This is a genomic window from Xanthomonas vesicatoria ATCC 35937 (assembly GCF_001908725.1).
In the GTDB taxonomy this organism is placed as follows: Bacteria; Pseudomonadota; Gammaproteobacteria; order Xanthomonadales; family Xanthomonadaceae; genus Xanthomonas; species Xanthomonas vesicatoria.
The window spans coordinates 1,658,728-1,684,520 of the sequence record NZ_CP018725.1 but is presented as its reverse complement, the minus strand read 5'-3'; the positions used below and the strand labels follow the sequence as shown (position 1 = coordinate 1,684,520).

16 protein-coding genes are annotated in these 25,793 nt (G+C 64.0%); 10 read left to right on the top strand and 6 right to left on the bottom strand.

Features of this window, described 5'->3' with window-relative positions; all coding sequences use genetic code 11:
• Positions 1-44 precede the first annotated feature (44 nt).
• From BJD12_RS07280 to BJD12_RS07260, 4 genes are all read left to right on the top strand, one after another.
• The gene (locus tag BJD12_RS07280; protein ID WP_005993718.1) at positions 45-2,720 is read left to right on the top strand and encodes a M1 family metallopeptidase; all 2,676 of its coding nucleotides are present in this window, start codon (positions 45-47) and stop codon (positions 2,718-2,720) included.
• Between the two features lie 489 nt (positions 2,721-3,209).
• On the top strand, positions 3,210-4,703 hold the full coding sequence (locus BJD12_RS07270; protein ID WP_005993720.1) for an alanine/glycine:cation symporter family protein: 1,494 nt from the start codon (positions 3,210-3,212) through the stop codon (positions 4,701-4,703).
• Positions 4,700-5,602: a TrmH family RNA methyltransferase gene (locus BJD12_RS07265; RefSeq protein ID WP_042828144.1), complete on the top strand. Its 903-nt coding sequence runs from the start codon at positions 4,700-4,702 to the stop codon at positions 5,600-5,602. Before BJD12_RS07270 ends, BJD12_RS07265 begins: the two co-directional genes overlap by 4 nt.
• Positions 5,602-7,113: a carboxylesterase/lipase family protein gene (locus tag BJD12_RS07260; protein ID WP_005993724.1), complete on the top strand. Its 1,512-nt coding sequence runs from the start codon at positions 5,602-5,604 to the stop codon at positions 7,111-7,113. The genes BJD12_RS07265 and BJD12_RS07260 overlap by 1 nt, the downstream gene beginning before the upstream one ends.
• Before the next feature lie 773 nt (positions 7,114-7,886).
• On the opposite strand, the gene BJD12_RS07255 is transcribed toward BJD12_RS07260, so the two are convergent.
• Positions 7,887-9,851 carry a glycoside hydrolase family 97 protein gene (locus BJD12_RS07255; protein WP_005993726.1) on the bottom strand — a complete coding sequence of 655 codons (1,965 nt, stop codon included), beginning with the start codon at positions 9,849-9,851 and terminating at the stop codon, positions 7,887-7,889.
• Positions 9,852-10,069: 218 nt separating this feature from the next.
• Here BJD12_RS07255 and BJD12_RS07250 point away from each other — a divergent pair, with 218 nt between their 5' ends.
• The 5 genes from BJD12_RS07250 (at position 10,070) to BJD12_RS07235 (ending at position 20,599) form a co-directional block, all read left to right on the top strand.
• Positions 10,070-13,540 carry a glycoside hydrolase family 2 gene (locus BJD12_RS07250; protein ID WP_005993728.1) on the top strand — a complete coding sequence of 1,157 codons (3,471 nt, stop codon included), beginning with the start codon at positions 10,070-10,072 and terminating at the stop codon, positions 13,538-13,540.
• Positions 13,541-13,681: 141 nt separating this feature from the next.
• Entirely contained in the window at positions 13,682-16,618 is a 2,937-nt protein-coding gene (locus BJD12_RS07245) for a TonB-dependent receptor (RefSeq protein WP_005993730.1), read from the top strand.
• A 702-nt stretch (positions 16,619-17,320) separates the two neighbouring features.
• Positions 17,321-19,012 carry a glycoside hydrolase family 6 protein gene (locus BJD12_RS07240; RefSeq protein ID WP_039421166.1) on the top strand — a complete coding sequence of 564 codons (1,692 nt, stop codon included), beginning with the start codon at positions 17,321-17,323 and terminating at the stop codon, positions 19,010-19,012.
• A gap of 340 nt (positions 19,013-19,352) precedes the next feature.
• Positions 19,353-19,442, top strand: a complete 90-nt coding sequence (locus tag BJD12_RS24925) for a tryptorubin family RiPP precursor (RefSeq protein ID WP_016851134.1) — start codon at positions 19,353-19,355, stop codon at positions 19,440-19,442.
• A gap of 116 nt (positions 19,443-19,558) precedes the next feature.
• The gene (locus BJD12_RS07235; RefSeq protein WP_005993734.1) at positions 19,559-20,599 is read left to right on the top strand and encodes a cytochrome P450; all 1,041 of its coding nucleotides are present in this window, start codon (positions 19,559-19,561) and stop codon (positions 20,597-20,599) included.
• Positions 20,600-20,751: 152 nt separating this feature from the next.
• Here the strand turns inward: BJD12_RS07235 and BJD12_RS07230 are convergent, their stop codons facing one another.
• The 5 genes from BJD12_RS07230 to BJD12_RS07210 all read right to left on the bottom strand — a co-directional run bounded on the left by BJD12_RS07230 (position 20,752) and on the right by BJD12_RS07210 (position 25,129).
• Positions 20,752-21,804 (bottom strand): LacI family DNA-binding transcriptional regulator, encoded by a 1,053-nt coding sequence (locus tag BJD12_RS07230; protein ID WP_005993735.1) that lies wholly within the window; start codon positions 21,802-21,804, stop codon positions 20,752-20,754.
• Between the two features lie 52 nt (positions 21,805-21,856).
• Positions 21,857-23,275, bottom strand: a complete 1,419-nt coding sequence (locus tag BJD12_RS07225; RefSeq protein ID WP_042828147.1) for a M20/M25/M40 family metallo-hydrolase — start codon at positions 23,273-23,275, stop codon at positions 21,857-21,859.
• 151 nt (positions 23,276-23,426) lie between these two features.
• Positions 23,427-23,858, bottom strand: a complete 432-nt coding sequence (mscL, locus tag BJD12_RS07220; protein WP_005993737.1) for a large-conductance mechanosensitive channel protein MscL — start codon at positions 23,856-23,858, stop codon at positions 23,427-23,429.
• A 61-nt stretch (positions 23,859-23,919) separates the two neighbouring features.
• Positions 23,920-24,633 (bottom strand): fumarylacetoacetate hydrolase family protein, encoded by a 714-nt coding sequence (locus BJD12_RS07215; protein WP_005993738.1) that lies wholly within the window; start codon positions 24,631-24,633, stop codon positions 23,920-23,922.
• Positions 24,634-24,853: 220 nt separating this feature from the next.
• A complete protein-coding gene (locus BJD12_RS07210) occupies positions 24,854-25,129 on the bottom strand; it encodes a hypothetical protein (RefSeq protein ID WP_005993739.1) in 276 nt (91 codons plus the stop codon).
• A 261-nt stretch (positions 25,130-25,390) separates the two neighbouring features.
• Here BJD12_RS07210 and BJD12_RS07205 point away from each other — a divergent pair, with 261 nt between their 5' ends.
• Entirely contained in the window at positions 25,391-25,732 is a 342-nt protein-coding gene (locus BJD12_RS07205; protein WP_005993740.1) for a Rieske (2Fe-2S) protein, read from the top strand.
• Positions 25,733-25,793: the final 61 nt, after the last annotated feature.

Sequence of the window (25,793 nt, the reverse complement as noted above, 5' to 3'; positions counted from 1 at the left end):
CCGGCTGTGGTCGACTTCGGCGGTTACCCTGACCGGAATTGCCCATGCGTCGTCTTGCCTGCCTGCTTGCTCCTTCCCTTCTTGCGCTGTGCTGCGGTAACGCACTCGCGCAGACGTCCGGCGAGCCGGTGCCCAATGGCCGCCTGCCGACCTGGGCGGTGCCCGAGCGCTACAGTCTGGCGATCAAGGTCGATCCGGAGCAGGCGCAGTTCAGTGGCCGCACCACCATCCGCGTGCAGCTCAAGCAGGCCTCCGACCATCTGTGGCTGCATGGCAAGGAACTGAAGGTCAGCAAGGCCACGGTCAAGCCGGCCAAGGGCAAGGCGCTCACCGCACGCTATGTCGAGGCCGATGGGCAGACCGGTGTGGTCCGCCTGGATTTCGGACGCACGCTCCAGCCGCAGACACTCACTGTGGATATCACCTACAGCGCGCCGCTCAACCAGCAGCTGCAGGGCCTGTATCAGGTGAAATACCAGGGCAAGGCGTATGCGATGACGCAGATGGAGCCGATCAGTGCGCGCTACGCGTTCCCGGGTTTCGACGAGCCGGCATTCAAAACCCCGTTCGACCTCAGCCTCACGGTCCCCAGCGACGATCAGGCACTGGCCAATACGATCGCTACCTCGACCAAGCCGGCCGGCAAGGGCTGGAAGACAGTGACCTTCGCACCGACAGTGCCACTGCCCACCTACCTGGTTGCCTATGCCGCCGGCCCGTGGGATGTGGTGGACGTTCCGGCGATGCCGGCCACGCCGCAGCGCCCCACCGCCACGCCGCTGCGCGGCATCGCCGCCAAGGGGCAGGGCCCGCGCATCACCCCGGCGCTGGACCAGACCCCGGCGATCATCGCCGCGCTGGAGGATTACTACGCTTTCGGTTATCCGTTCGACAAACTCGATCTGGTCGCCGCCCCGGATTTCAGCGCCGGCGCGATGGAAAACCCCGGCTTTGTGACCTTCCGCGATTGGCTACTGTTGCTGGACAAGGACTCGCCGGCCGAAAATCTGCAGCGCTCCTTCAACACCAACGCGCATGAGCTGGCCCACCAATGGACCGGCGACACCGTGACCATGGAATGGTGGGACGACCTGTGGCTCAACGAGGCTTTTGCCACCTGGATGCAGCAGAAGATCACCATGCAGCTGCACCCGGAATACCGCGCCAACCTGGACCGCATCGGCGGCGCGCAGCACGCGATGAATAACGACAGCCTGGTCAGTGCGCGCAAGATTCGTCAGCCGATCACCGGCAATGGCGATATCGAAACCGCCTTCGATGGCATCACCTACCAGAAGGGCGCGGCAGTGCTGGCGATGTTCGAGGCCTTCGTTGGCGAGGACGTGTTCCGCGAAGGCATGCGCGCCTACATCGCCAAGCACAGGTTCGGCAGCGCCACCGCCGACGATCTGGTCGATGCGATCGCCGAGGCCGCCGGCAAGGGCGAAGACTTCAAGGTGGCATTCCGCAGTTTCTTGAATCAGCCGGGTGTGCCGTACCTGCAGACCCAGGTGGCGCGCGAAGGCGGCAAGACCGTGGTCAAGCTGCAGCAGCAGCGGTATTTGCCGCTGGGTTCGACCGGCTCCACTGCGCAGCAGTGGGGCGTGCCGGTGTGCGTGAAATATGGCAAGGGCAAGAACCAGGTCGGTACCGCCTGCCAGCTGCTGGAAGACGGCAGCGGCAGCATCGTGCTGGACGGCGCCGGCAAGAACACCTGGGTGTTCCCGAACGCGCGTGGTGCCGGCTATTACCGTTTCAGCCTGCCGAAGAAGCAGCTGGCCGCACTCGGCAAGCAGGTCGCCCAGCTCGACGACAACGAGCAGCTGGCCTACGCCGATGCCATCGATGCGGCCTACCGCCACGGCGACGCCGACAGCGATGCGGTGTTGATGGCGATCAAGCAGCTGGCATCGTCTGCATCGTCCGATGTCTCCACAGCGCTGGTGGATCGCTTCGTGTGGATCTGGCGCTATCAGGCCAGCACCGAGGCGCAGCGCGGCGCGTTGCGCAAGGCCGCCGAGCAGGCGTATCTGCCGCGTTTGCGCCAGCTGGGTTACGTGCGACGCAGCGGAGAATCGGTCGACGACACCGCGCTGCGTTCGTCGCTGGCCGGGCTGTTCGGGTTACGCCTGCAGAACGCGGAAGTGCGCAAGGCGCTGCTGGCCCAGGGCGATGCGGTGCTGGCCGGCGGCAACGCGGCGCTGGATTTCTCTGCGGCCAACCCGGATCTGCTCGGCACCGTGCTGGCGGTCACCGTGCAGGAACGCGGCGCGCCCGCCGTGCAGACCTTGATCGAGGCATTGCGCACCCATGCCGACCCCGCGCAGCGCAACGCCATGATCGCCGCACTGGGTGCGGTACAGGACCCGGCGCTACTCAAGCAGGTGCGCGATTTTGCGTTGACCGATGCGATCAAGGTCGGTGAGATGAAGAGCATGCTGATGCGTGGGAACGGCTACGAAAGTTCGCACGCGTCGATGTGGCCGTGGTTCACCGCCAACTTCGACCGCATCGTGCAGCGCAGCGGGTCGTTCGACGGCGGCGGTCTGCCGGCGCTCGGCGCGTCCGGTGGCTGCAGCGTGGAAGAGGCCGACCGTCTGGATGCCTTCTTCCGGCCGCGCTTGGCCAAGCTCAGCGGTGCCGACCGCGGGCTGGCGCAGACCGGCGAAACCATCCGCCTGTGCGCCGCGCTCAAGCAGGCACAGACCGCCAAGCGCTAAGGCGGCCCACAACGCGGCCGCAATGCCGCGATTGGTGCACGGAACCGGCATGTGCCACGCGCACACGCCGGTTCTGGATGCAGCGTCCCCGCACGCATCCCACGAACGCCCGCGACGTGGATCCGCTCTCGGTCAGCACAACCTCGTCGAAGTCCTTACGGTCTGTTGCCTGCGCATGCGCGTTCCGACGTAACTGCACGCCGGTCGCTTCGATGCGGTGACGGCAATAACGCAGCGTTTCGTTGAATTCCTCCGTGCTCGGGATGCGCCTGGCGACAGCTGCCGCACACCACCGGCGTCGGTGCACAGGGCATGCGGCATGCCGTCCCGATGCCCCACGATGGCGCACGATCGCAGATGCTCAGCCGGCACGGTGTCGCGCGCTGACCGCGCACCACGCACGTACGTCGCATCGCGCGGCGCTTTCGGCCAGAATCGACCCACTCCCCACGGCGTTGGGGTTCACGATCCAGCACTCGGGGAGATTGCGTGGAAGCACTCATCAATGGCATCAACGGCATCGTCTGGAGCAAGGCGCTGATCTTCATGTGCCTGGGGGCGGGCGTGTACTTCACCATCCGCACCCGTTTCATGCAGGTACGCGGGTTCGTGGAAATGATCCGTCTCACCGTGGGCGGGCAGAAGTCCGATGCCGGGGTGTCCTCGTTCCAGGCGCTGGCGATGTCGATGGCCGGGCGTATCGGCATCGGCAACATCGCCGGTGTCGCCACCGCCATTGCCTTCGGTGGGCCGGGGGCGATCTTCTGGATGTGGGTGATGGGGTTCCTCGGCGCGTCCACCTCGTACGTGGAATCGACGCTGGCGCAGATCTACAAGATCAAGGATGCCGAAGGCCGCTACCGCGGCGGCCCAGCGTACTACATCGAAAAGGCGATGGGTCTGAAGTGGTACGCGCTCACCTTCGCGGTGGCCACCATCATCGCTACCGGGTTTCTGATGCCGGGCGTCCAGGCCAATGCGATTGCCGACAGCGCCATCAACGCCTGCCGTGGCACCAGCCTGTGCGGTGCGATGGACGGGCAGTGGATGGGCCTGCCGATGCGCGATGCGGCCAAGCTGGGCATCGGCATCCTGGTGGCGTGCATGTTAGCGGTGATCATCTTCGGCGGCGTCAAGCGCATCGCCAACTTCGCCGAAATCGTGGTGCCGTTCATGGCGATGGGCTACATCCTGATGGCGCTGGTCATCATGGTGCTCAACGCCGAGCGCGTGCCGGACATGTTCGCCACCATCTTCAGCAGTGCCTTCGGCAGCCATGCCGCGTTCGGTGCCTTGTTGGGGCTGGCGGTGGAATGGGGTGTCAAGCGCGGCATCTACGCGAACGAAGCCGGGCAGGGCACCGGGCCGCATGCCGCGGCCGCGGCAGAGGTGTCGCATCCGGCCAAGCAGGGGTATGTGCAGGCGTTTGCGATCTACTTCGACACCATGATGGTGTGCACCGCCACCGCGTTCCTGATCCTGACCACCGGCAAGTACAACGTGTACGCGCCCGACGGTGCCAAGCCTGGCCTATATGCCGGCCTGAGCGGGGTGGAAGAAGGCCCGGGCTATGCACAGGCGGCGGTGGAATCGGTGCTACCGGGCTGGGGGGCGGGCTTTGTGGCGCTGGCGCTGTTCTTCTTCGCCTTCACCACCATCATGGCCTATTACTACATGGCCGAAACCAACCTCAGCTACGTCAATGGCAACCGCCGCCGCCCATTCACCGTACTGCTGCTGCGCCTGGGCATCCTGGGCATGGTGATCTTCGGCGCGTTCCATAATGCGCAGCTGGCCTGGGCGCTTGGCGACATCGGCGTCGGCGTCATGGCCTGGCTCAACATCATCGCCATCCTGATCCTGCACAAGCCGGCGTTGCTGGCCTTGAAGGATTACGAACGGCAAAAACGCCAGGGGCTGGATCCGGTCTTCGATCCGGTTCCGCTTGGCATCAAGAACGCGGATTTCTGGACACAACGATGAAACAGCATGATGGACGTGGCGCACGACCGCCACGCGACACCAGCGGCAGCGGCGCTACGCCGCTCAACCCATGGGGCCGTGCGGCGCCACGCGCACCCGCGCCGGCTGCGCCTGCGGCACGTACCGCCGCCGCACCGGCCGCTGCCAACGCAAACACCGCGCGCGAGCTGCGCCTGTACGGCATCAATGCGGTGCAGGCCGTGTTCAAGGCGCGTCCGCAGGCGCTGCGCAAGCTCTACCTGACCGAGGCGCGCATCCCGCAATTCAAGGCCTTGCTGGCCTGGTGCGTCGCACAGCGCATTGGCTACCGCGTGGTGGAAGACGCCGATCTCAGCAAGCTGGCCGCAAGCACGCACCATGAAGGCGTGGTGGCCGAGGTGCTGCGGGTATCGCCGCAGCCGTTGCAGGAGTGGCTGGCGGCGCTGCCGCAAGGCCCGGTGCTGGCGCTGTGGCTGGATGGCGTGGGCAACCCGCATAACTTCGGCGCGATCCTGCGCTCGTCGGCGCACTTTGGAGTGGCGGGCCTGCTGCTGCCGGCCGGCTCCACGCTAGGCCTGTCCGGCGCTGCCGCACGCGTGGCCGAAGGCGGCGCCGAAGCCGTGCCGCTTGTGCAACTACCAGAGGCCCCGCTGGCGATGACGCAACTGCGTCAGACCGGATTTGCGGTGGCCGCCACCCTGGTCGAGGGCGGGCAGGATGTGTTTGCTGCCGCGTTGCCGCAGCGCCTGGTGTACGTCATGGGTGCCGAAAGCGAGGGCATGGACCGTCAGTTCGCACGCGATTGCGATCTGCAGTTGTCCATCCGCGGCAGCGGGCTGGTGGAAAGTCTCAACGTGGCTTCCGCCACCGCTGTCTTCCAAGCCGCGTGGCGCGCACGCGTCAATCCCGGAGAGCTGTGATGCGCCTGTCTGCCTGCTTGCTTGCTGCCATCTGCACGTTGAGTGGCAGCGCGGTTGCTGCTGCATCCAGCGCTCCGCCAACGGCGCCGGAAGTGCGCACCGATCATGGTGTGGTACATGGGCAATGGCAGGACGACGGCAGTGCGGTGTTCCGTGCGATCCCGTTCGCTGCGCCGCCGTTGGGTGCGTTGCGCTGGCGCCCACCGCAACCGGTCGCCGCCTGGTCGCAGGCGCGCGATGCCACGCACGCGGCGACTCCGTGCGTACAGCCAGCGCTGGGCTGGAACAACGCCATGGCCAGCCGTGGCACCGAAGACTGCCTGTATGTGGAAGTGCAGACGCCGGCATTGCAGCCGGCCAAGCCGCTACCGGTGTTCGTGTGGATCCATGGCGGCGCCAATGTGGCCGGCGGTGCGGATGGGCATCTGCCCACCAATCTTGTTGCGCAAAACATGCTGGTGGTGACGCTGCAATACCGGCTGGGCGCGTTGGGCTTCCTGTCGCTGCCGGAACTGCGCGATGGCGACAACGAAGCGGCCGGCAACTACGCATTGCTCGATCAGATTGCCGCACTGCGTTGGGTGCGCGACAACATCGCGCAGTTCGGCGGCGACCCCGCGCGAGTCACGATTGCCGGGCAGTCGGCCGGCGGCCAGGACGTGGGCTTGCTGATGCTCAGCCCGCTCGCGCGTGGCTTGTTTTCTGCCGCGATCGAACAAAGTGGGACCGCCGGTTTCGGGCTGCCGGCGCGCAGCCTGGACGACAATCGCGCCCTGGGCGTTGCCATCGCCAAACGCGCCGGGATCGACGATGCCGCCACGCGGCTGAGCCAATTGCGCGCGTTGCCGGTGGAGCAATTGCTCAAGGCCGGACAGGGCGTGGACGTGCCGGCCCTGGACGACGACGGCTACATCTGGCTGCAAGCCGTCGTCGATGGGCGCGTGCTGCCGCGCGCCCCTGCCGAGCTGCTGGCCGGTGGCGCGCAGGCCAAGGTGCCGCTGTTGATCGGCTACGTGGTGCAGGAGCTCACCTACGGTGGCGATCAGGGCGCACAGGCGCGCCTGCGTCGCGACTATCCCGACCGCGCCGAGGCTGTCTTGCAGGCGCAACGCACGCATGCGGCGCAACGTGCAGAGCGTCAGGGCAACGCGGCGATGCAGCTGTCCACCGATCTCACCTTCCGCTGCCCGGCGGTGACTGTCGCCCAGCGCCAGGCCGCGCTTGGCGTGCCGGTATGGCATTACGTGTTCGACACCGCCGCGCCGGGCGGGCAGGTGACCCACAGCGCCGAGCTGCCGTTCCTGTTCAAGAACCTGCCCATCGGCCAGCCGCCGGTGAGCCTGCAACGCTATTGGGCGGCATTCGTGCAGCGTGGCAATCCCAACGCCAAGGGCTTGCCCGCGTGGCCGGCCTTCGCGCCGAAGCATGCCGCGCTGCAGTTCGATGCGCGTGGCGTGCAGCAGATCAAGGATGCGCGCCCTGCTGTTTGCGCAGATGTGGATTTGCCGTAAGCCGGCGTCCATTGCCCTGGCAATGGAAGCGATGCGTCCCTGCCAGCTGTGAAGCTGGCAAGGACCTCTTGCCACGCAAGCACCCATGCGCAAGCGCTTTTGCCGTGATGGGTGCTCTGTATTGGGCACGTCGATAAGTCCCCACCACTTGGGCGCACAAAGCGGTGGCACGTGTGCACGATAGTGGCGTCATCAGCATATCGATACGTCGATTATCTGCAGCCGAGATGGAAGGCGATGGCGGCGTGCCTACAAGACTCGCGGCACTGCGATGCCATGGCGAGCGCAACAACGGTGCGGCCGATCGATCGGTCGCCGGGGACGAAGCCTCATGCGGGTATGTCCGGGCGCCGAAATGAAACGCCCCGCACGCGGCGAACCGTGCAGGCCGCGCCATCACGTTGCAGGAATGTGCACGACTGGAGCCGGTAGCGCACGCCTGCGGTGAGGGGGTGCGCATCCTAAATCGATGCTGGAAAAATTTCCGCATGCATCGTTAGGTGCTGCCAGGTGTACGGCAAGCGCAGCGCGCCAAGCCGATGTCCGATGCGCAAACGCACTTGGCGACAGGCGGCGCAGTGCCGCTGCGCAACGGTGCGCACGATCGCGCACGTGGAGCTGCGGTCTTCAGCAAGTCCAATTGCTGTCGATCTGTCACCCAAGAGTTCAAGTGCGATAGCAGGGGCCGTCCCTGCAACTTACCGCAGCATCCGCAGCCCCCTCTCCCGATAGAAGAGGGGGAATGTTGTCCTATCGCGAATCGACCGCCACGCTTATTCCTTCTGCAGCCGCACTGCAGCGCCGCCGCTTGCAGCCAGTTTCAGTTGCAGGCTGTCGTCGCGGGTGAGCTTGCGAGTTTCGATGCTGACTTCGGTCGGCGCCTGGCCGTCGGCATAAATTGTTGCGGTCCAGCGGCCCTTGTCCAGGAACGACAACGGCACGTTCAACGTACGCGCCTGCTCGTTGGTCATCGCACCAACATACCAGTCCTTGCCGCTACGCCGCGCCAGTGCGATGTGATCGCCGATGGCGCCCTCCAGGGCGCGGGTTTCGTCCCAGCTTGCCGGGACATCGCGCAGGAACTGCGCTGCGGGCACGTTTTCGTATTGCTGGGGGCTGTCCGCCACCACCGCGAACGGGCTCTCGTAGACGACGAACATCGCCAGCTGCTGCGCACGGGTGGTCATCACCTGCGGCGCGATGTGCTGCATCTTGAACTCGGCCGGGCGTACATTGCGAAAGCCGCCCGGCGTGTAGTCCATCGGCCCGAGCAGCATGCGCGTGAACGGCAGCGTGAGGTTATGCGTGGCGGTGATGCGTGTTGTCCATTTGTTGTACTCGGCGCCGAGCACACCTTCCTGGGTCAGATAGTTGGGATAGGTGCGAGTCAGGCCGGTCGGGTGGTACGCACCGTGCAAGTCGACGAGCAGCTTGTGTTCGGCCGCCTTGCTTAGCAGACGGTGGTAGAAGTCCACCATCTGCTGGTCATCGCGGTCCATGAAGTCGACCTTGATGCCCTTGATGCCGATTTCTTGATACCACGCCAGCGCCTCGTCCATGTGCGCATCGAGTGCGCGCCAGTGCGCCCATAGCCACAATCCCACGTCGCGCTTGCGTGCGTAGGCCACCAGGCCTTGCAGGTCGAGCTGCTCTACCGGGCGGCGAATATCGGCATCGCTGTTGTATTGCCCGTCACCGGTGCTGCCGTAATACCAACCGTCGTCGATCAGCATGTATTGCAGCTTCAACTGCTGCGCATGATCGATGTAACGCTGGATCGTGGCGGTGTTCATGCCGGGCTGTTCCACCCCGCTAGCAAGGTTGCCCGACCACCAGTCCCACGCCGATTTGCCCGCACGCACCCAGCCCGCATCGAACGCCGGCGGTGGATTGAGCGCGGAAATCAGGTTGGATTCGATCAGGCTCACCGGGCTGTCGCCGAGCATGATCACCCGCCACGGCGTTGCGAAATCGCGTCCTTTCGCATCGAGACTGACCGCCAGCTTGGGGTCGTCCAGACGTGGCGATAACTTCGCCGACACGCCCAATCCACCATCGGCACGGCCGGTCAGATACAGGCCTGCGTAGTCGCGCAGATTCGCCTCGCCGATCGCCAGCGTGGTGCCGCGTGCATCGGTCTGGCACACCAGTGGTAACTCCAGCAGATTGTGCGGGCGCAGTTTGGACGCGGCAATCGCGTCGTACTCGCCCTCGTGGCTGGTTCCGAACCGGCCCAGGTTCAAGGTCCAGCAGGGGTAGTCGCGCGGAAACGCAAAGCCGGTGAGTTCGTCGCGGATGCGGACCTCCCCGGCATCGGGCAGTACGTAGCGCAACGCGACGCCATCGTCGTAGGCGCGCAATTCCACCGTGAGCCTGCGCTCTTGTTGATCGGCTAGCTGCACGCGCAACTGACGATAGTGATCGCGCGCCTGCTGGGTCTTGCCAACCGGTAACGTGAACGTGCTGTCGTGCGTGTCGGTGCTGCTGTCCTGCACGGTCATGCCGCGGCCAAGTTTGCCGGCCTTGCCAAGATCCAGCCCGAGCGGTGCATCGTCGAGCACCAACGTGTTGCGGTACAGCACGCGATAGCTGGGGACGCCGCCGTCGCGCAGGGTGAATTCCACTTCGGTACGTGCATCGGGCGATTGCACGCGCAGGCGCTGCGCGGCTGCAGGCGCTGCGATCACACACAGCAATACGTATGCCGCCGGTAGTGCGGACTGGATCAGGTTTCGCATGAGTCCCTCCTCCTGGGAGCACCAACCCTAACGCAGAAAGTGTTGTCGTCGATATCGCCTTGGGGTAACGTTACCTCGCACCATGGCCGCTGAAACAGGGGCGGCAGCCACGGGCGGCATCACTGAATACGACTGCGTCATGTCCGCTGGATATGACGCCGCTTGCGTCGATGTGGTGTGCACCGTTGTGTGGCAGTAGAGCTTGGGAGAGGCCTCTAATGCTGATGGTTCGCAAGGCGTTCCGCCGTGGAGCGCTGTGGTTGTTGTGTGGTTGCCTCGGTTGGACCGCAGTGGAGGCTGCGCCTGCCGAGATGGCCCCGCCAGGCCCTTACGATGTCCGCGTGCTTGCGGGCGGGATGGGATTGGCCAAGAAGTTCGCCGCCGATACGCCGTTGCTCGCCGCCAACGCAGACTGGAGCGTGTCGGGCTGGGTGCGTCCATCGCGTGCAACGACCGGTGCAGCGTTGATTGCCGGCATCGGCGCTCCGCACGATGCTGGCCGCTACTTTGCGATCGATAACGGCAAGCTTGGCTTTGTGCAGGGCGCCGACACCGTGTTGCGCAGCAAGCAGCCGCTGCCACCCGGCACGTGGACGCACATGGCTGCGGTGGCACAAGGTGGCCGTTTGACGCTGTATGCCAATGGGCGCCAGGTCGCCAGTGGTGCAGTGCGTCAAGTGGTGACGACGCCGGTGCTGATGTTCGGTCCGCGCGAGCAACCTGCGGCGTACACGCAGCACTTCGGTGGCGAGATTGCCGACTTCGTCGCGCGATCCGGCGCGTTGGAGACAGCGGCCATTGCGCAGCTCGCAACGCGGGCGCCGGATTCATCGCTACAACGTTTTGAAGACGCATCGCCGGCCTGGCCGGTGCAGGTGAAGCAGATGGCGGGCCAGTTGGCGCCGCAGGCCGCAGCCAGCTTGCCGCGCAGCGCCGCCGCATTCTCCGCACCGGTTGCCAAGCCGGTGCAGGCCGCGCCTGCATTGCAGCCCTTGGACGATGCAGCATGGCGCGTCGGTGCGTGGCAGTTGGCCGCCGCGCCGGAACTTGGGCAAGCCACGGGAGCGACGCTGTCGCGCGGCGATGCGACCGCCGGGAGTGCGGCCTGGCGTGTGGCGACGGTGCCGGGCACGGTGCTCACCACGCTGGTCGATCGCGGCGTGTATCCGGACCCGGATATCGGCCTCAATAACATGGCCATTCCCGAATCGCTGAGCCGGCACGACTGGTGGTACCGCAGCAGTTTCGACCTACCTGCCGCTGCGCAAGGCAAGCGGCTGGAGTTGCTGTTCAACGGCATCAACTATGCCGGCGAAATCTGGGTCAACGGTACCCAGGTCGGACAGACCCGCGGTGCATTCGCACGTGGCCGCTTCGATGTCAGCAAGCAACTGAGAGCCGGCCGCAATGTCGTTGCGGTGCGCGTGTCGCCGCCGCCGCATCCGGGCACTGCGCATGAGCAATCGATGACGGCGGGCGTCGGCGAAAACGGCGGTATGCAAGCACTGGACGGGCCGGCGTTTATCGCCAGCGAAGGCTGGGACTGGATCCCGGCAGTACGCGATCGCAATGCCGGTCTGTGGCAGGACGTGCAGCTGCACGCCACCGGCCCGGTAACGATCGGCGATACCCAGGTGGTGACTGCGCGCCTGGCGCCGGACCACCGCCGTGCCGAACTCGAAGTCACCGTGCCGTTGCACAACGCTAGCGGCGCTGCCGTGCAGGGAACGGTGCAACTGGCCATCGGCGAGGTGCGTATCCAGCGCCAGGTCAACGTGCCTGCTGGCGGCAGCACGCTCAAGCTCACCGCGGCCGACACGCCGCAGCTGGTCATCGCCAATCCGCGTTTGTGGTGGCCCAACGGCTATGGCGAGCCGGCGCTGTATGCGCTGCAGGTTGGCGTCGATGTGGCCGGCACGCGATCGGATGCGCAGCAGCTGCGCTTCGGCATTCGCGAGGTGACCTACGAGTTGTCCCTGTTCGACGATGATGGCGCGCTGCGCCGGGTGCTGGTCGATCTCAACCAGGCGCGGCAACGTGGCGAGCGCATCGTCGATGTACGGCATGAGGCGATCCGTGCGGTACCAGGCGGTAAGGCGCAATCGTTGTATCCGGGCGCATTGGCCTCGCCGGCGGTGCAGCAACTGCAAGACACCGCTTTGGCGCCGCATCTGGTGCTGCGCATCAATGGCGTGCGCATTGCAGTCAAGGGCGGCAACTGGGGCATGGACGACTGGCGCAAGCGCGTATCGCGCGAACGACTGGAGCCGTACTTCCGCTTGCAACGGGACGCGCATTTCAACGTGGTGCGCAACTGGGTGGGGCAGAACACCGAAGCCAGCTTCTTCGATCTTGCCGACGAATACGGCATGTTGGTGCTCAACGACTTCTGGCAGTCCACCCAGAACTACAACATGGAGCCGGCCGATGCAGCCTTATTTTTGGACAACGCGGCCGAGGTGATCAAGCGCTTCCGCAATCATCCGTCCATCGTGTTGTGGTTCGGGCGTAACGAAGGCGTACCTGCTCCCATCCTCAACGAAGGGCTGGACAGACTCATCGCCGAGCTCGATGGCACGCGCTGGTATACCGGCAGTTCCAACGAGGTCAATCTGCAGGGCAGCGGGCCGTACAACTACCGCGAGCCGGTGGCCTATTTCAATGCGTTGGCGCAGGGCTTTTCGGTGGAAGTGGGCACGCCGTCGTTCTCCACGCTGGAGTCATTCAAGGCATCGGTGCCGGCCGCCGGCGACCAGTGGCCGATCAGCGATGCCTGGGCGTACCACGACTGGCATCAGTCCGGTAATGGCGACACCGCCAGCTTCATGCGTTCGCTCACCGACAAGCTGGGCGCACCGGCCAGCCTGGCTGATTTCGAACGCAAGGCGCAGTTGCTCAACTACGACACCCACCGCGCAATTTTCGAAGGCTTCAATGCGCAGTTGTGGACCAAGAATAGCGGGCGTTTGTTGTGGATGAGCCACCCGGCGTGGCCCAGCAACATGTGGCAGATCTACAGCCACGATTACGACACCCACGCCGCTTACTACGGCGTGCGCAATGCGGCGGAGACCTTGCATGTGCAGATGAATCTGCCGGGTCACGAGGTGGTGGTGGTCAATAACGCAGCCCGGCCGGTACGCGGCTTGCGCGTGCGTGCCGAGGTCTACGGCAGCGACGGCACGTTGCTGCAGCAGCGCGAACAGGCGCTGGATGCGGCCGCCGTTGCGGTCTCTGCGCCGGTGCTGCGGTTGGCACCCTTGCTCAAGGACACCAATGGCCTGGGCTTTGTGCGCCTGCAATTGCTCGACCGCGACGCGGTGGTGCGCTCGCGCAACTTCTATTGGGTGGCACGCGACGCCGCCGCCATGCGCGGGCTGGATGCGTTGGCCAAGGTACCGGTGCAACTCACCACGCAAGTACAGGACGCTGCCGAGCCAGTGTTGCGCGTCAGCGTGCGCAATGCATCGCAACAGATGGCACTCAATACCAAGTTGACCCTGGTGGATGCGCAAGGCCAACGCATCCTGCCGGCGTACTACAGCGACAACTATCTGAGCCTGGTGCCAGGCGAGCAGCGCGAGGTGGACATCCGTGGACCGTCTGCGGACACCCTGCGCAACGCCACGTTGCAAGTACGTGGCTGGAATGTCGAACCATCAACCGGCGCTGCCAACGGGCTTCCATAGCGACACCAGCAAGTTGCCACGCCGTGCACGTGCACGGCGTCTGCACTGACGCACCGATCGGCGCGTCAGCCATTCCTGCATTGCCCCCCGGCATTGCCATTCGAAACGGTCGTGGATTGTCGTCATCCCTGGGAGGGGACCATGAACAAGCTGCATCGCAGTACGCGTCACACCCCGCTGGCCGCCGCGCTGGCGGCTGCACTCACACTGGTCGCGGCAACTGCCGCAGCGCAGGAAGCCGGCAACACCGCCGGCGTCACCGAGTTGGACAAGGTCATGGTCAAGGGCGTGCGCGGCGCGCAGGCCGAGGCCATCGAAAACAAGCGCACCGCCGCGCAGATCATCGACTCGATTTCCGCCGAAGACATCGGCAAGCTGCCCGACGTCACCATCACCGATTCGCTGCAGCGCGTGCCTGGCGTGCAGATCCGGCGCTCGGCCGGCGAGGGTTCGCAGCTCAACATCCGCGGCATGCCGCAGGTGCAGACCACGATGAACGGCGAGTTGTATCTGAGCGCCGGTGGCGGCGACCAGTTCGGCCAACCGAACATCGGCCGCGCGCAACCGGATTTTGTCGACATCCCGCCGACGCTGTTCAGCGGTGTGGACGTGATCAAGTCGCCCACCGCCGCCGACCTGGATGGCGGCATCAGCGGCACGGTGTCGCTCAAGACACGCCGCCCATTCGATCTGCCTGAAGGCTGGACCTTCAGTGGCCAGGCCGAGGGTTCCTACGGCGACCGCGTGCAGGAACTCAACGAGCTGTATTCGGGGCTGGCCAGCTTCCGCACCGAGCGCTGGGGCGCCTCGCTGGCGGTGTCGTACTCGGACGCCACGCTGGAAAACAAGCACCCCAGCGTGTATTCCAACGGCGCGCAGAAATCGACCGAACAGAACGTCGGCTTCGACTTCAATGGCGATGGCCGCATCGGCAGCAATACCGACCCGAGCAACCTGCCGCGCGACTATTTCTACAACTGGGTCGCCACCGAACTGGATAACCGCAGCACCGACCGCCAGCGCACCGGCGTCAACGGCTCGTTCCAGTTCAACATCAACGACTCCTGGACGGTGCTGGCCGATGCGGCCTACACCAAGCTTGAAGACCAGGACACCTCGGTGGCCGCGCAGCTGCATACCGGTTGGGCCACCAATCAGTTGCAGCCGGGCTCGGTGGTCGATTCCAACGGCGTGCTCGACTACGGCCAGTTTCGCTATAACCGCTTCCAGGCGCACTCGATGGCCGGCGTGGCCGATTCGGATTCGCTCAACACCAACTTGGAGTTGCGTTTCGATGACGGCGGCCCGTTCCGTGCGTCGTTCCGCTGGGTGCATGGCGATGCGCAGCGCACCTATGACGAAGCGCGCGCGGATGCGGTGGTGACACGTGGCGATCAGATCACGCGGGCCGGCGGCGTCACCCAATGGGCAAACGCCAATGGCCTGCCCACGGTGGACGCTTCGGTGGATTTCCGCGGCACCTACCCCGCGGTCAACCTGGGCACCGATGTCTCTAACCCGGACAACTGGCAGCTGATGTCCACCTGGGCGCAGGGCAACAAGATCGAAGCGACGATGGATGCGTTCCGCGCCGATGGCACCTTCGAGTTTGACGAAGGCGTGGTGCGCGGCTTCCAGTTCGGTATCCGCTATGGCGAGCGCGAGGTCAAGCTGGATACCTATCGCTATCTGTCGCCGGTGTCGACTACCTGCGCAGACCCCAACCGCTCGCTGTATTACTTCAAGGACCCGCTGATTTCCGACACCTGCAGCGGCGTGTCCGAAGCGCGCCTGCTGCCGTTCAATTCCATTCCCGGTTACTGGGCGTACTTCAACGACTTCGATCCGCTCAAGGTCACCGGCCTGGGTAGCCAGGGGCTGCCGGCAATCAACCCGCAGGTCATGAAAGACCCGGTGGCGTATCTCAACAGTCTGTATCCGGGCAACGTGGCTTACCAGCAAGCTGCCGATTCGTACAAGGTCACCGAAAAAAGCACCGCAGCCTATTTCCTGGCAAATCTTGAAGGCGGTACCGGTAGTGCGGTGCCGTGGACGGCCAATATCGGCGCACGCATCGTGCAGACCAAGCTGGCGATCGATCAATACCTGAGCAGCGGCAATGTGTTTATCGGCAATGTTGAATGGAACGGCGTCAGCCCGGCGATTGGCACCAACCGTCTGAATCGCCAATACACCGACGTGTTGCCTACCGCCAACCTGTCGCTGGATATCACCGATGCGCAGAAACTGCGCTTTGCCTACAACAAGGCGGTGGCGCGTCAGGACCTGCCTGATCTCGGTCGCGGTCTGGTGAGCTTCTACGCGGTCAATGGCACACCACCGCGTAACCCCGCGCTGCCCTCCGATGCGGTGCTGTTCCTCAATGGCCGCTCTGGTAACCCGGATCTGGATCCGTATCGCGCCACAAACTATAACGCGTCGTGGGAATGGTATTTCTCCGATGCGTCGTTGGTCAGCGTAGGCGCGTTCCTGATCGACGTGAAGTCGTTCCCCACCACAGTGACCAACATCGAGCCGCAGCCCGATGCCGATGGCGTGGTGCGACTTGGCGGCCCGGTGGAGCGCATCGTCAATGGCGGTGGCGGCAAGATCAAGGGCTTCGAAATCGGCTATCAGCAAGCCTTCGATTTCCTGCCCGGTTGGCTGAGCGGGTTTGGTACCAACATCAATTACACCTTCTCCGATGCCGATACCGACAACACCGATATCGAAGGCAACACGCTTCCAATCGGCGACAACTCCAAGCACCAGGCCAATGCGGTGCTGTGGTATCAAAAGGACAAGTTGCAGGCGCGTGTGGCCTACAACTGGCGCAGCAAGCGCTTCAGTCAGGTCAATAGCGGTGCGTGGGGCGATGAGCTGGCCATCTGGAACGACGACGTCGGCTATCTGGATGCCTCCTTCAGCTACGACGTCAACGATCATCTGACGCTCTACGCCCAGGCCACCAACCTCACCGGTGAAAGCGAGCGGCGCTACGCGCAGTGGACCAACCACTACTACGATCAAAACATCTTCGAGCGTCGTTACTACGCCGGTCTGCGTCTGCGCTTTTGATGTCATGGGCTGATGTGATGTACCGATGTGCGACACGGCGCACCCCCGCGTCGTGTCGCGCATGATCTTCTGTTGTCCCTCTCCAAGCGGTCATTTCGCTTTCTTCCCGTCACCGGCGTGCCGGTGCTGCACGACGCCCGACCGCAACGTCGGGCACCCTCCCATTCGGCTGCATCGTCGGGAAGCGATGCGGCCGTTTTTTTGTGCGTGATGCCACATACATTTGTGCAGTAATGCCTGCTGCTGAAATGCCGTTGCGGGCATTAGCTGGATCTGTGCCCAACCGCAATGTTTGACGATTGCTTATGCCAGTTATGCGGCGTAGTTTCCGCAGGGCGAACTCACCACCTCCGTTCGCAGGCACAGCATCCACGCTGATCGCTCAATCGCTCCCTGGAGATACTCCGCATCTCACGAAGGCAACCGTTGCGACGATAACGTCGATGCGGCCGCATTGGCCTTCAATGAATCTTGGTTCTTAGGTCATGTCTCGGGACACACACAGGCCATTGGCTTGCGTGTCTGTGCAGATATTGCCGACGTTATGCCATGCAAATGCTCTTCGGCGGGACGCCGACGGGGCGTGTTTGGGTGGCTCAAGACATCTCTATCGGGTGCCCTGAAGAGGAAGAAAGCAGGCCAAAGAGGCAGCGCTTCATCGATTTCCGCATAACCACCCTTCGATCAACCAAGGTGAATCTCATGAAATCCAGTAAGGGCATCCGTTGCACCCTCACGCGCAAGGTGGCGTTATCGCTGCTGGCTGTAAATCCGTTAGTCGTCGCGAGCGTCTGTGCGCAGGTTCACGTCGATAATCCTTTTGTCGGCGCAAGTGGGTATATCAATCCCGATTACGCCAAGAAAGTCGACGCATCGATTGCAAAGGTGAAAGGTGTGCCGTTGAAGGCCAAGATGGGCGTGGTGAAGACCTTTCCCACCGCGGTCTGGCTGGATCGCATTGCCGCGATTTCCGGAGGGTCGCAAAATGCCGGGCGGCTCGGTCTGAGAGGCCATCTGGATGCCGCATTGGCACAGAAAAAAGCCAATACGCCGATCACCGCCAGCTTCGTCATCTACGATCTACCGGGCCGCGATTGTCACGCGTTGGCATCCAATGGCGAATTGCCGCTGACCCCGGCGGCGCTGGAGCGCTACAAGAAAGAATATATCGACGTCATTGCGGCGATTTTTGCGGATCCCAAGTACAAGGATATCCGCATCGTCAATGTGATTGAGCCCGATAGCCTGCCGAACCTGGTCACCAATTTGAATGACATGCGTTGCGCGCTGGCCAACTCCACGGGCATTTACGAGGAAGGCATCAAGTACGCGCTGAATAAACTGCATGCTGTTCCAAACACCTACAACTACCTGGATATCGGTCATTCTGGCTGGTTGGGCTGGGATAGCAACCGCGGCCCGTCGATTTCGCTGTATACCCGCGTGGTACAGGGAACAAGCGCGGGGCTGGCAAGCGTGGATGGCTTTGTGACCAATACCGCCAATACCACGCCCTTGAACGAGCCCAATTTGCCCAACCCCGAGTTGAGCGTGAACGGGCAGCCGATCAAATCGTCGAAATACTACGAATGGAACCCGTATTTCGACGAGACCGATTTTACCCAAGCCTTGTACAACGGGTTTGTCGGCGCGGGCTGGCCCAGCACGATCGGTTTCATCATCGATACTGGTCGTAACGGGTGGGGCGGACCGAATCGTCCGGCCGGCGCGTCCGGGAGCGACATCAATACCTACGTCAATACCGGCCGCATTGATCGTCGCCTGCATCGTGGCAACTGGTGCAATCAGAGCGGGGCAGGGATTGGTGCGCTCCCCACCGCAGCGCCGGGACCGCATCTTCATGCGTATGCGTGGGTCAAGCCGCCGGGCGAATCCGATGGCTCCAGCACCCTCATTTCCAACAACGAGGGTAAAGGCTTCGACCGGATGTGCGACCCGACCTACACTACGGCCGATGGCGTGTTGACCGGCGCGCTGGCCGGCGCGCCAATCTCCGGTGCCTGGTTCCACAATCAGTTTGTCGAGCTGGTGAACAACGCGTACCCGGTGATCGCAACCGCAGGCACTGCAGTGGCCACGGCCGCACTGCGTGCACCGGCCGCGGTGCCGAGCGCGACGCGCGGCCTCACTGCCACTGTTGGCAATAGCCAAGTCAAGCTGAGCTGGTCGCCGGTGCCGGGGGCAATCAGCTACACGGTGCAGCGTCGCGCAGGTGTCACGGGTGCATTTACGCCAGTTGGTTCAAGCGTTGCCGCATCGTATGTCGATCGGTCCGTCACCAATGGCGCGGACTACGACTACGTGGTGACAGTGAACAGCATGGCCGGGAGCAGTACGCCATCGGCTGTCGTGCGTGCCAAGCCGGTCGAGTGATGCGGCCGGATGGATACCGGCGAGGCCGGTGTCCATCCGTCGCGGACGGCACAGGTGGCGGCGACGACACCCATCGTTGTGATGACCCGATGGCGCGTTGAACCCATGGCGGCAATCTGGCCGCCATGGTCGTTTGTACTGAGTGCGAAGTCATGTACGTGAAAGCGCGTATTGCGGCAATGCGGTTGCTGCAGGGTGACGAATCTGTGCGCGCTCGCAAGGTTCCTGGCTGATCGCTAGGCGTAGCTTGGTTTGGCGAGCGCGACCATGGCCGCTCGCGTCACGCGTCACCGATTGTGCGAATGCCCATCAGGGCGCACCAAACCACTCCCCAAACAGGATGTCGCTCATGAAGATGCTGTTCTCGCTGAAGAATCTGTTGGCTTCCAAGAAAAGTCTGAAGTCCTACTCCTGGTACATCTGGTACTGAGCACGCCGGCAAGCGCGGCCGAAACCGCCTTGTGTGTCGTGTGATATTGGTCATGCCCGCCCGCGCGAGGCAAGCATTTTGCCGGACGCGGGCGTCACGAGCGCAGAGCGATCCTGATGTCTCTATCCACTAGCGCTGACTTGGGCCGGGCGACTGTTTTCGCGCCGCGTTTGCTGGCGCTGCTGCGCGAGCATAGAGGCAAGGACGTCTTTCGACTGGATGGAGATACCGTCGGTGTTGCCGGCCCTCTAATGACGCATCGTTTGCTCGCTGCGCGTCCTGCGACCGAAGCCGAGCGGCCGACCTTCAAGCCGCTGCAGGGGCGATCGATTGCTCGCACGCACGCGTCCAAGCTGATGCAGGCAATCGGGCGCGATGTGCGCGAGGCATTGAAGCGTCCCATCCCGGTAGACGTGGATCTGACCGGCTCGTGGCCGCATGTGGGGCACGCCTATTTGCGCGATCTGCTGCTGGGTGGCGACCCGCTGCGGTTGCGCATGTTGATGGACCGCATCCTGGAGCTGACGCCCAAGCTGACCTGGGCACTCATCGCGGCCGGTGCAGTGAGACCGCTTGCGCTGCAACCCAACGCGTCGGCACTTGCGGCAGTGACTGCCGCAGCAGACGGCTACGATGCACGTCGCTTCGCCATGGGGTTGTATCGAAGAACCGCCGCGCCGGTGTGCTTCACGATTTCCACCTTGGTCGCCAACGCACTGTGGCTTGGAGCACCGTTCGATCCGGACATTTCCAGCCGCACGATCGTCTACGAGTCGCTGCGTCTGCTGCCGCCATCCTGGAATATCCTGCGCAACGCATCGCCGGAGTATCCGCTACTCGATACCCGTATCGGCGCGCAAGACGATGTATTGGTGCTGCCGCTGCTGAGCCATCGCGACCCTGCGCTGTGGGACGCACCGGATGAATTTCGCCCACAGCGCTGGAATCAGCTGGATCCGGATCATCAGTCTGGGTATTTCCCGTTCGGTCACGTGTCGGAGCGCTGTTGGGGCCGGCACATGGTGATGCCCCTGGCGGAACAGTTGCTGGATATCCTGCGCAATCAGGGAGCGACCGTCAGCCCGCGGCAGCGCCAGGCACAGGTACCGTTGGCTGGATTGCTCGGGGTCTCTCAGGTCGATGTCGTGCGTGGTTAGTGGATGCAGCTTGCTGACCTGCGTGCATGCGGCGGCGAGTGGGCTGCATCGGCGTCGGTAGACAGTGCGAATGACCGTGTCGCCCATCGCAGGCGCACACTTCCACGGCATCCAGGCTCAACCAATTCGCTGCACGCTGGTGCGTCAACGCATCACTCCTTGGGCGGCGCTGCCGTCGAGCCGCGCTTGACCACGGTGTACTTCATCACCTGATGCACGCCCTGTGCGGCATCGCCCTTGCGGCGCTGGCGAATCGCATCTGCCAGCAACGACACTGCCGCGCGTCCCATCGCGGCGACCGGTTGATGCACGGTGGTAAGTTCGGGCCAGATGGTGGTGGCCACCGGCGTGTCGTCGAAGCCGGCCACTGAGACATCCTCGGGCACGCGCAGGCCCAGTCCGTGCGCAACCGCAACTGCGGCGGCCGCCATGTCGTCGTTGCTGCAGAAAATGGCGGTCGGTGGCGTAGGTTGGGCCAGCAGGCTGCGCGCAGCGAGTAGCCCGGAGTGATACGTAAACAGTCCCTCGGCGATCAGGTTCTCTGCAATCGCCAATCCTGCAGCCTGCAGGCTGTCGAGATAGCCGTTGGCGCGCAGCGCACTCGGTGTGTGTTTGGGGTCGCCCTTGATCAGCGCGATGCGGCGGTGCCCAAGTTCGATCAGATGCGCGACGATGGCGCGCGCGGCCTGGTAGTCATCAATGCGGACCGAGCTGATTTGCGCCATCGGTGCGCCGCTGGCCACCGCCACCACCGGGATGCCGCGCGCATCCAGTTCGCTGATGGTCTGGCGCGAATCGCACAACGGCGGTGGCAGGATCACCCCATCCACGCCGGCGGCCAGCAAGCGCTCCGTCGCGGCGCGCTGGCTGCGGATGGCGCCGCACTTTTCCACCAGCACCTGGCTGCCGTTGAGGCTGCTCTGTTCGAGCAGCCCGAGCATGAATTGATTGAGGTAAGCGGCGCTGGGGTTGCTGTACAACACGCCGATGCGCAACAGGCCGCTGGTGCGCAGCGAGCGGCCGGCAAGATTGGGCCGGTAACCCAAGGCCTGCACCGAGGCTTCCACGCGCACCCGCATGTCCTGGCCGACATGCGGGTGCCGGTTGATCACGCGCGAGGCGGTCATCGGCGAGACGCCCGCATGTTTGGCGACGTCCAGCAACGTGGCCGCGGTATTCGCACTACGTTGCCGCTTGACCGCCATCGTGTGTGCTCGTCCTGGAGTAAAAACGCATTCGCAGCGCTGCGTTGCCAGATTACTCGTTCGGCGGTTGCACGGACTTGGCACGGCTGCCGAAATCGCCATCGGCTTCGGCTGCCAGATACGCAAACACGGTGTAGGCGGCAACGTTCTGCGCGAGCGCCTTCGGGTCGATCTTGTCCAGCGTGTCGTCGGCGGTGTGGTGCAGGTCGAAGTAGTCGGTGCCGTCTTGCGCCAGCCACGCCCACGCACCACCCTTGGCCGAGATCGGGCCCACGTCCGGGCCGGGGCCGCCCTTACTCGGCGCATACTCGATGCCCAGCGGTGCCAGCACGCCGGCAATCTGCTTGGTCGCCGCGCGCGAGGCATCCGGCGCTGCAGAGCCGGTGTTGAACGCGTAGATACGGCCCGCACCAAAGTCGCTCTCGGCGCCGATCTGATGCAGCGCCATGTCCTTGGCATCCTTGCCGTGCGCGGCGGCATAGGCCTTGCCGCCGTAGAGCCCTTGTTCTTCGTTGGCGAACGCAATGACGCGGATGGTGCGCTTGGGCGCCTGCTTGAGCTGGCCGATCAGATGCCCGGCGGCCATGGTGATGGCCACGCCAGCGCCATCGTCGATTGCACCGGTGCCCAGATCCCACGAATCCAGATGTCCGCCGATCACCACCATTTCCTTGGGCTTGCTGCGCCCGGTGATCTCGCCGATCACGTTGTACGAGGTCGCGGTGCCATCCCATCCGCAATCCAGCGCCAGCCGGATACGCGTGGTGCCCAACGCGGCCAGACGTGCCAGCTGATTGGCATCGGGTACCGACAAGGCGGCGGCGGGTACCGGCGTCAGGCCTTCGTCGAACCGGGTGATGCCGGTATGCGGCACGCGATGCGAATCGGTGCCTGCCGAGCGCATCACAAAGCCGATCGCGCCCTTGCGAATCGCCTCCGATGGGGCCTTGCTGCGCACCGCGCCGCCGTTGCCGTAGTCCTTGCCGTCGCGCGCCTTGACCATCTGGTAATCGACAAACGCGATCTTGCCGGTCAGCGACCCCGCAGGCGCGGCCTGCAGTGCGGCCAGGTTCTCGAAGCGCACCACCTCACCTTCGACGCTACCGCCCGGGCTGCCGCCCAGGGCGGTGACGGTCAACGGTTGCGCGTGCGCGCCGACGACTGCGGCGTGTTCGCTACGGCGTTCCCACTTGGGGAGGGTCACCGGCTCGGTCCACACCTTGTCGAAGCCCAACGACTGGAATTTGGCTTTGGCCCAGGCCACCGCGCGCGGATCGGCGTCGCCACCGGCAATACGCGGGCCCACTTCGGTGGTGAGCGATTCCACCACTGCAAAGCCGGTGTTGTCGGCCAGGGCCTGCTCGCGCAATTGCGCAGCGGTACGCAGCGCGCTGTCGGCAATGGTGGTCTGTGCCGCAAGCGCGGAGGAACAGGCAAGCAGGGCAGAGATGGCAACAGCGAGGCGACGCATGCAGGGCGGCTCCAACGACAAGGGGGACCCCGAGCTTATCAGCGCGAGGTCCCCCGTCGGCGTGCGAAAAGTCATCCCTGTGCGCGAAGATCGCGGTGGACGGGTGCGAAACGTAATCCCCATGCGCGATGCGCCTGGTGGATGTGTCCGCTTACAGCGTGTTCGGCGGCTTGAGCGTGTCGTTCTTCAGCGAGTCGCGAATCTCGCGCAGCAACAGCACTTCTTCGCTCGGGCCTTTGGGGGCGTCCGGCTTGCGATGAGTGAGGCGGTTGATCAGCTTCACCACCAGGAAGATCGCAAAGGCGATGATCACGAACTGGACAACGGTGTTGATGAAATCGCCATAGCCAATGGCTACGGCCGGAATTTCCTTGCCGGTGGCATCGACGCCCGCTGGCTTGAGCACCCACGCCAACCGCGAGAAGTCCACATTGCCGATGGCCCAGCCGATCGGCGGCATGATGATCTTTTCCACCAGCGCGGTGACGATCTTGCCGAACGCCGCGCCGATGACCACACCGACCGCAAGATCGACGACGTTGCCACGCATCGCGAATTGCTTGAATTCGCTGACCATTCCCATAGTGCACTCCAGAGGCGGACGCGGACCGACTGCCGCTGCGCCGATCCTAGCCCGGCCGATGTCAGCCCGCGATGATGCCGTGGCGTTCGGCCACGTTCTCCAGCCGCGCACTGAACTGGTCGCCCGGCAGCAACGGGCCGACACCTGCCGGCGTGCCCATGAAGATCAGATCGCCCGCGCGCAATGCGTAGAGTTTGGAGAGTTCATGCAAAATCTCCGGCACGTTCCAGATCATCTGATCCAGCAGCGATTGCTGGCGTACCTGTCCGTTGACCTCCAGCGACAGGTTCAAGGCCTCCAGCGCGCCCACTTCGCCGGCATGCACCAGCTCGCTGATCGGTGCGGAATGATCGAACCCCTTGGCGATGTCCCACGGTAGGCCCTTCGCCTTGGCCGCGGCCTGCAGATCGCGACGGGTCAGGTCCAGGCCCACGCCGTAGCCGTAGATCAGCCGTTCGGCTTGCTCCACCGGCAACTCACCTTTTGGTGCATCGCTGCCCAACGCCACCACCAGCTCTACTTCGTGATGCAGCTCGTTGGTGCCGGGCGGGTAGGGGATCTGGTCGCCGTGGCCGACCACGATGGCATCGGCAGGCTTCATGAAAAAGGTCGGCTGGCCGCGCTCGGCCTTGGAGGCCGGTGCGGTCGCGCCCATCTCGCGCGCGTGATCGGCAAAGTTGCGGCCCACGCAATAGATGCGGTGCACCGGAAAGCTGCCGCCACCCACCACCGGAATGCGCGGAATATCGGCAGCGGGAATCACATCGTGGGTCATGCACGCATCCTCGGAACGGGACGCGTGAGTCTAGCCGCTTGGCCGTGTAGGACGGAACCGTCGCTAGTGAAGTGCGTACCAGCACATTGGCTTGCCCGACAGCCAGTCAACCGGTCAGCGACCAAAACGCGAATCGGCATGCCTGCGGGCATGCCGATTCAATGTGTCGACGATTTGAACCTGTAGCGAGACGCGCTGGTGTGCAGCGGGCGCGATGCGCTCAGTGCGACATTGGCAGCGCGGGCTTGCGCACTACGCGGTATTCGGCTTCGACCACGCGCGTTTGCTGCGGCGTGCGGCGGTTGGACTTGCTCAGCAATTTCCAGGCGACGCCGCCCAGAATCATTGCCGCGCCAACGAACACACTGAAGAAAATCAACACCGCAAGAATGGCCAAGCCAGCGAGACCGGCTGCAACGCGCACCAACGGGTGGCGCGGCTTGCGTGGCGCAAACAGGTGGTGGAGGTTGCCGAATTGGAAGATGCGTGCAGGCATGGCGGTGGGCTGCCGGGCAGGAAACAAGCGCGCAGTATCGTTGCCGTTTCATGTCATTGAGTGAAAAGTTCGTTAATTCGAGTGCTGTTTTGTTAAATGCATCACGCTGCGCGTGCTAACCAAGGGCAGCCATACGGGCTGATGCGCGGCTGTTCCCAAACCACGTCACGCGTGGTGTTGCATCGACATGGCGTTTCACTGCGTACGGTGAGGGTGCTCGCACATGCCACAATCGGCGACCGTTCTTCGCACTCGTTGCTCATGTCATCGTCCTTGCCGACCACGCTGGCCACCTTGGCGCAGATTCCCGATGCCGGATTTCTTGAAGTGGAAGCCATCCGGGACGATGGCGCAGAGTCGCTGGTGCTGTATCGCGAAGGTGCGCAGGTCAGGGCGTGGTTGAACGTCTGCCCGCACGCCGGACGCCGGCTGGACTGGGCGCCGGGGCAGTTCCTCAAGACCAAGGACGGCCACCTGGTCTGCGCTGCGCACGGCGCTGCATTCGAGCTCATTGCGGGCGAATGCATCAGCGGCCCGTGTCGCGGTCAATCGCTTGTTGCCGTGCCGATACGCGTCGATGGCGAGCACGTGCTGCTCGGATAAGGCCCGACAATGCCGTCGCGCTGCAACCCGATGGCGGGTGCGCCGCAGCGCTTGCTGCCAG

Excerpts from the sequence above, each read along its gene's own strand:
- BJD12_RS07280 (WP_005993718.1), top strand. The coding sequence starts at position 45 with ATGCGTCGTCTTGCCTGCCTGCTTGCTCCTTCCCTTCTTGCGCTGTGC.
- BJD12_RS07265 (WP_042828144.1), top strand. The coding sequence starts at position 4,700 with ATGAAACAGCATGATGGACGTGGCGCACGACCGCCACGCGACACCAGC.
- BJD12_RS07260 (WP_005993724.1), top strand. The coding sequence starts at position 5,602 with ATGCGCCTGTCTGCCTGCTTGCTTGCTGCCATCTGCACGTTGAGTGGC.
- BJD12_RS07255 (WP_005993726.1), bottom strand. The coding sequence starts at position 9,851 with ATGCGAAACCTGATCCAGTCCGCACTACCGGCGGCATACGTATTGCTG.
- BJD12_RS07250 (WP_005993728.1), top strand. The coding sequence starts at position 10,070 with ATGCTGATGGTTCGCAAGGCGTTCCGCCGTGGAGCGCTGTGGTTGTTG.
- BJD12_RS07245 (WP_005993730.1), top strand. The coding sequence starts at position 13,682 with ATGAACAAGCTGCATCGCAGTACGCGTCACACCCCGCTGGCCGCCGCG.
- BJD12_RS07240 (WP_039421166.1), top strand. The coding sequence starts at position 17,321 with ATGAAATCCAGTAAGGGCATCCGTTGCACCCTCACGCGCAAGGTGGCG.
- BJD12_RS24925 (WP_016851134.1), top strand. The coding sequence starts at position 19,353 with ATGTCGCTCATGAAGATGCTGTTCTCGCTGAAGAATCTGTTGGCTTCC.
- BJD12_RS07235 (WP_005993734.1), top strand. The coding sequence starts at position 19,559 with ATGTCTCTATCCACTAGCGCTGACTTGGGCCGGGCGACTGTTTTCGCG.
- BJD12_RS07230 (WP_005993735.1), bottom strand. The coding sequence starts at position 21,804 with ATGGCGGTCAAGCGGCAACGTAGTGCGAATACCGCGGCCACGTTGCTG.
- BJD12_RS07225 (WP_042828147.1), bottom strand. The coding sequence starts at position 23,275 with ATGCGTCGCCTCGCTGTTGCCATCTCTGCCCTGCTTGCCTGTTCCTCC.
- mscL (WP_005993737.1), bottom strand. The coding sequence starts at position 23,858 with ATGGGAATGGTCAGCGAATTCAAGCAATTCGCGATGCGTGGCAACGTC.
- BJD12_RS07215 (WP_005993738.1), bottom strand. The coding sequence starts at position 24,633 with ATGACCCACGATGTGATTCCCGCTGCCGATATTCCGCGCATTCCGGTG.
- BJD12_RS07210 (WP_005993739.1), bottom strand. The coding sequence starts at position 25,129 with ATGCCTGCACGCATCTTCCAATTCGGCAACCTCCACCACCTGTTTGCG.
- BJD12_RS07205 (WP_005993740.1), top strand. The coding sequence starts at position 25,391 with ATGTCATCGTCCTTGCCGACCACGCTGGCCACCTTGGCGCAGATTCCC.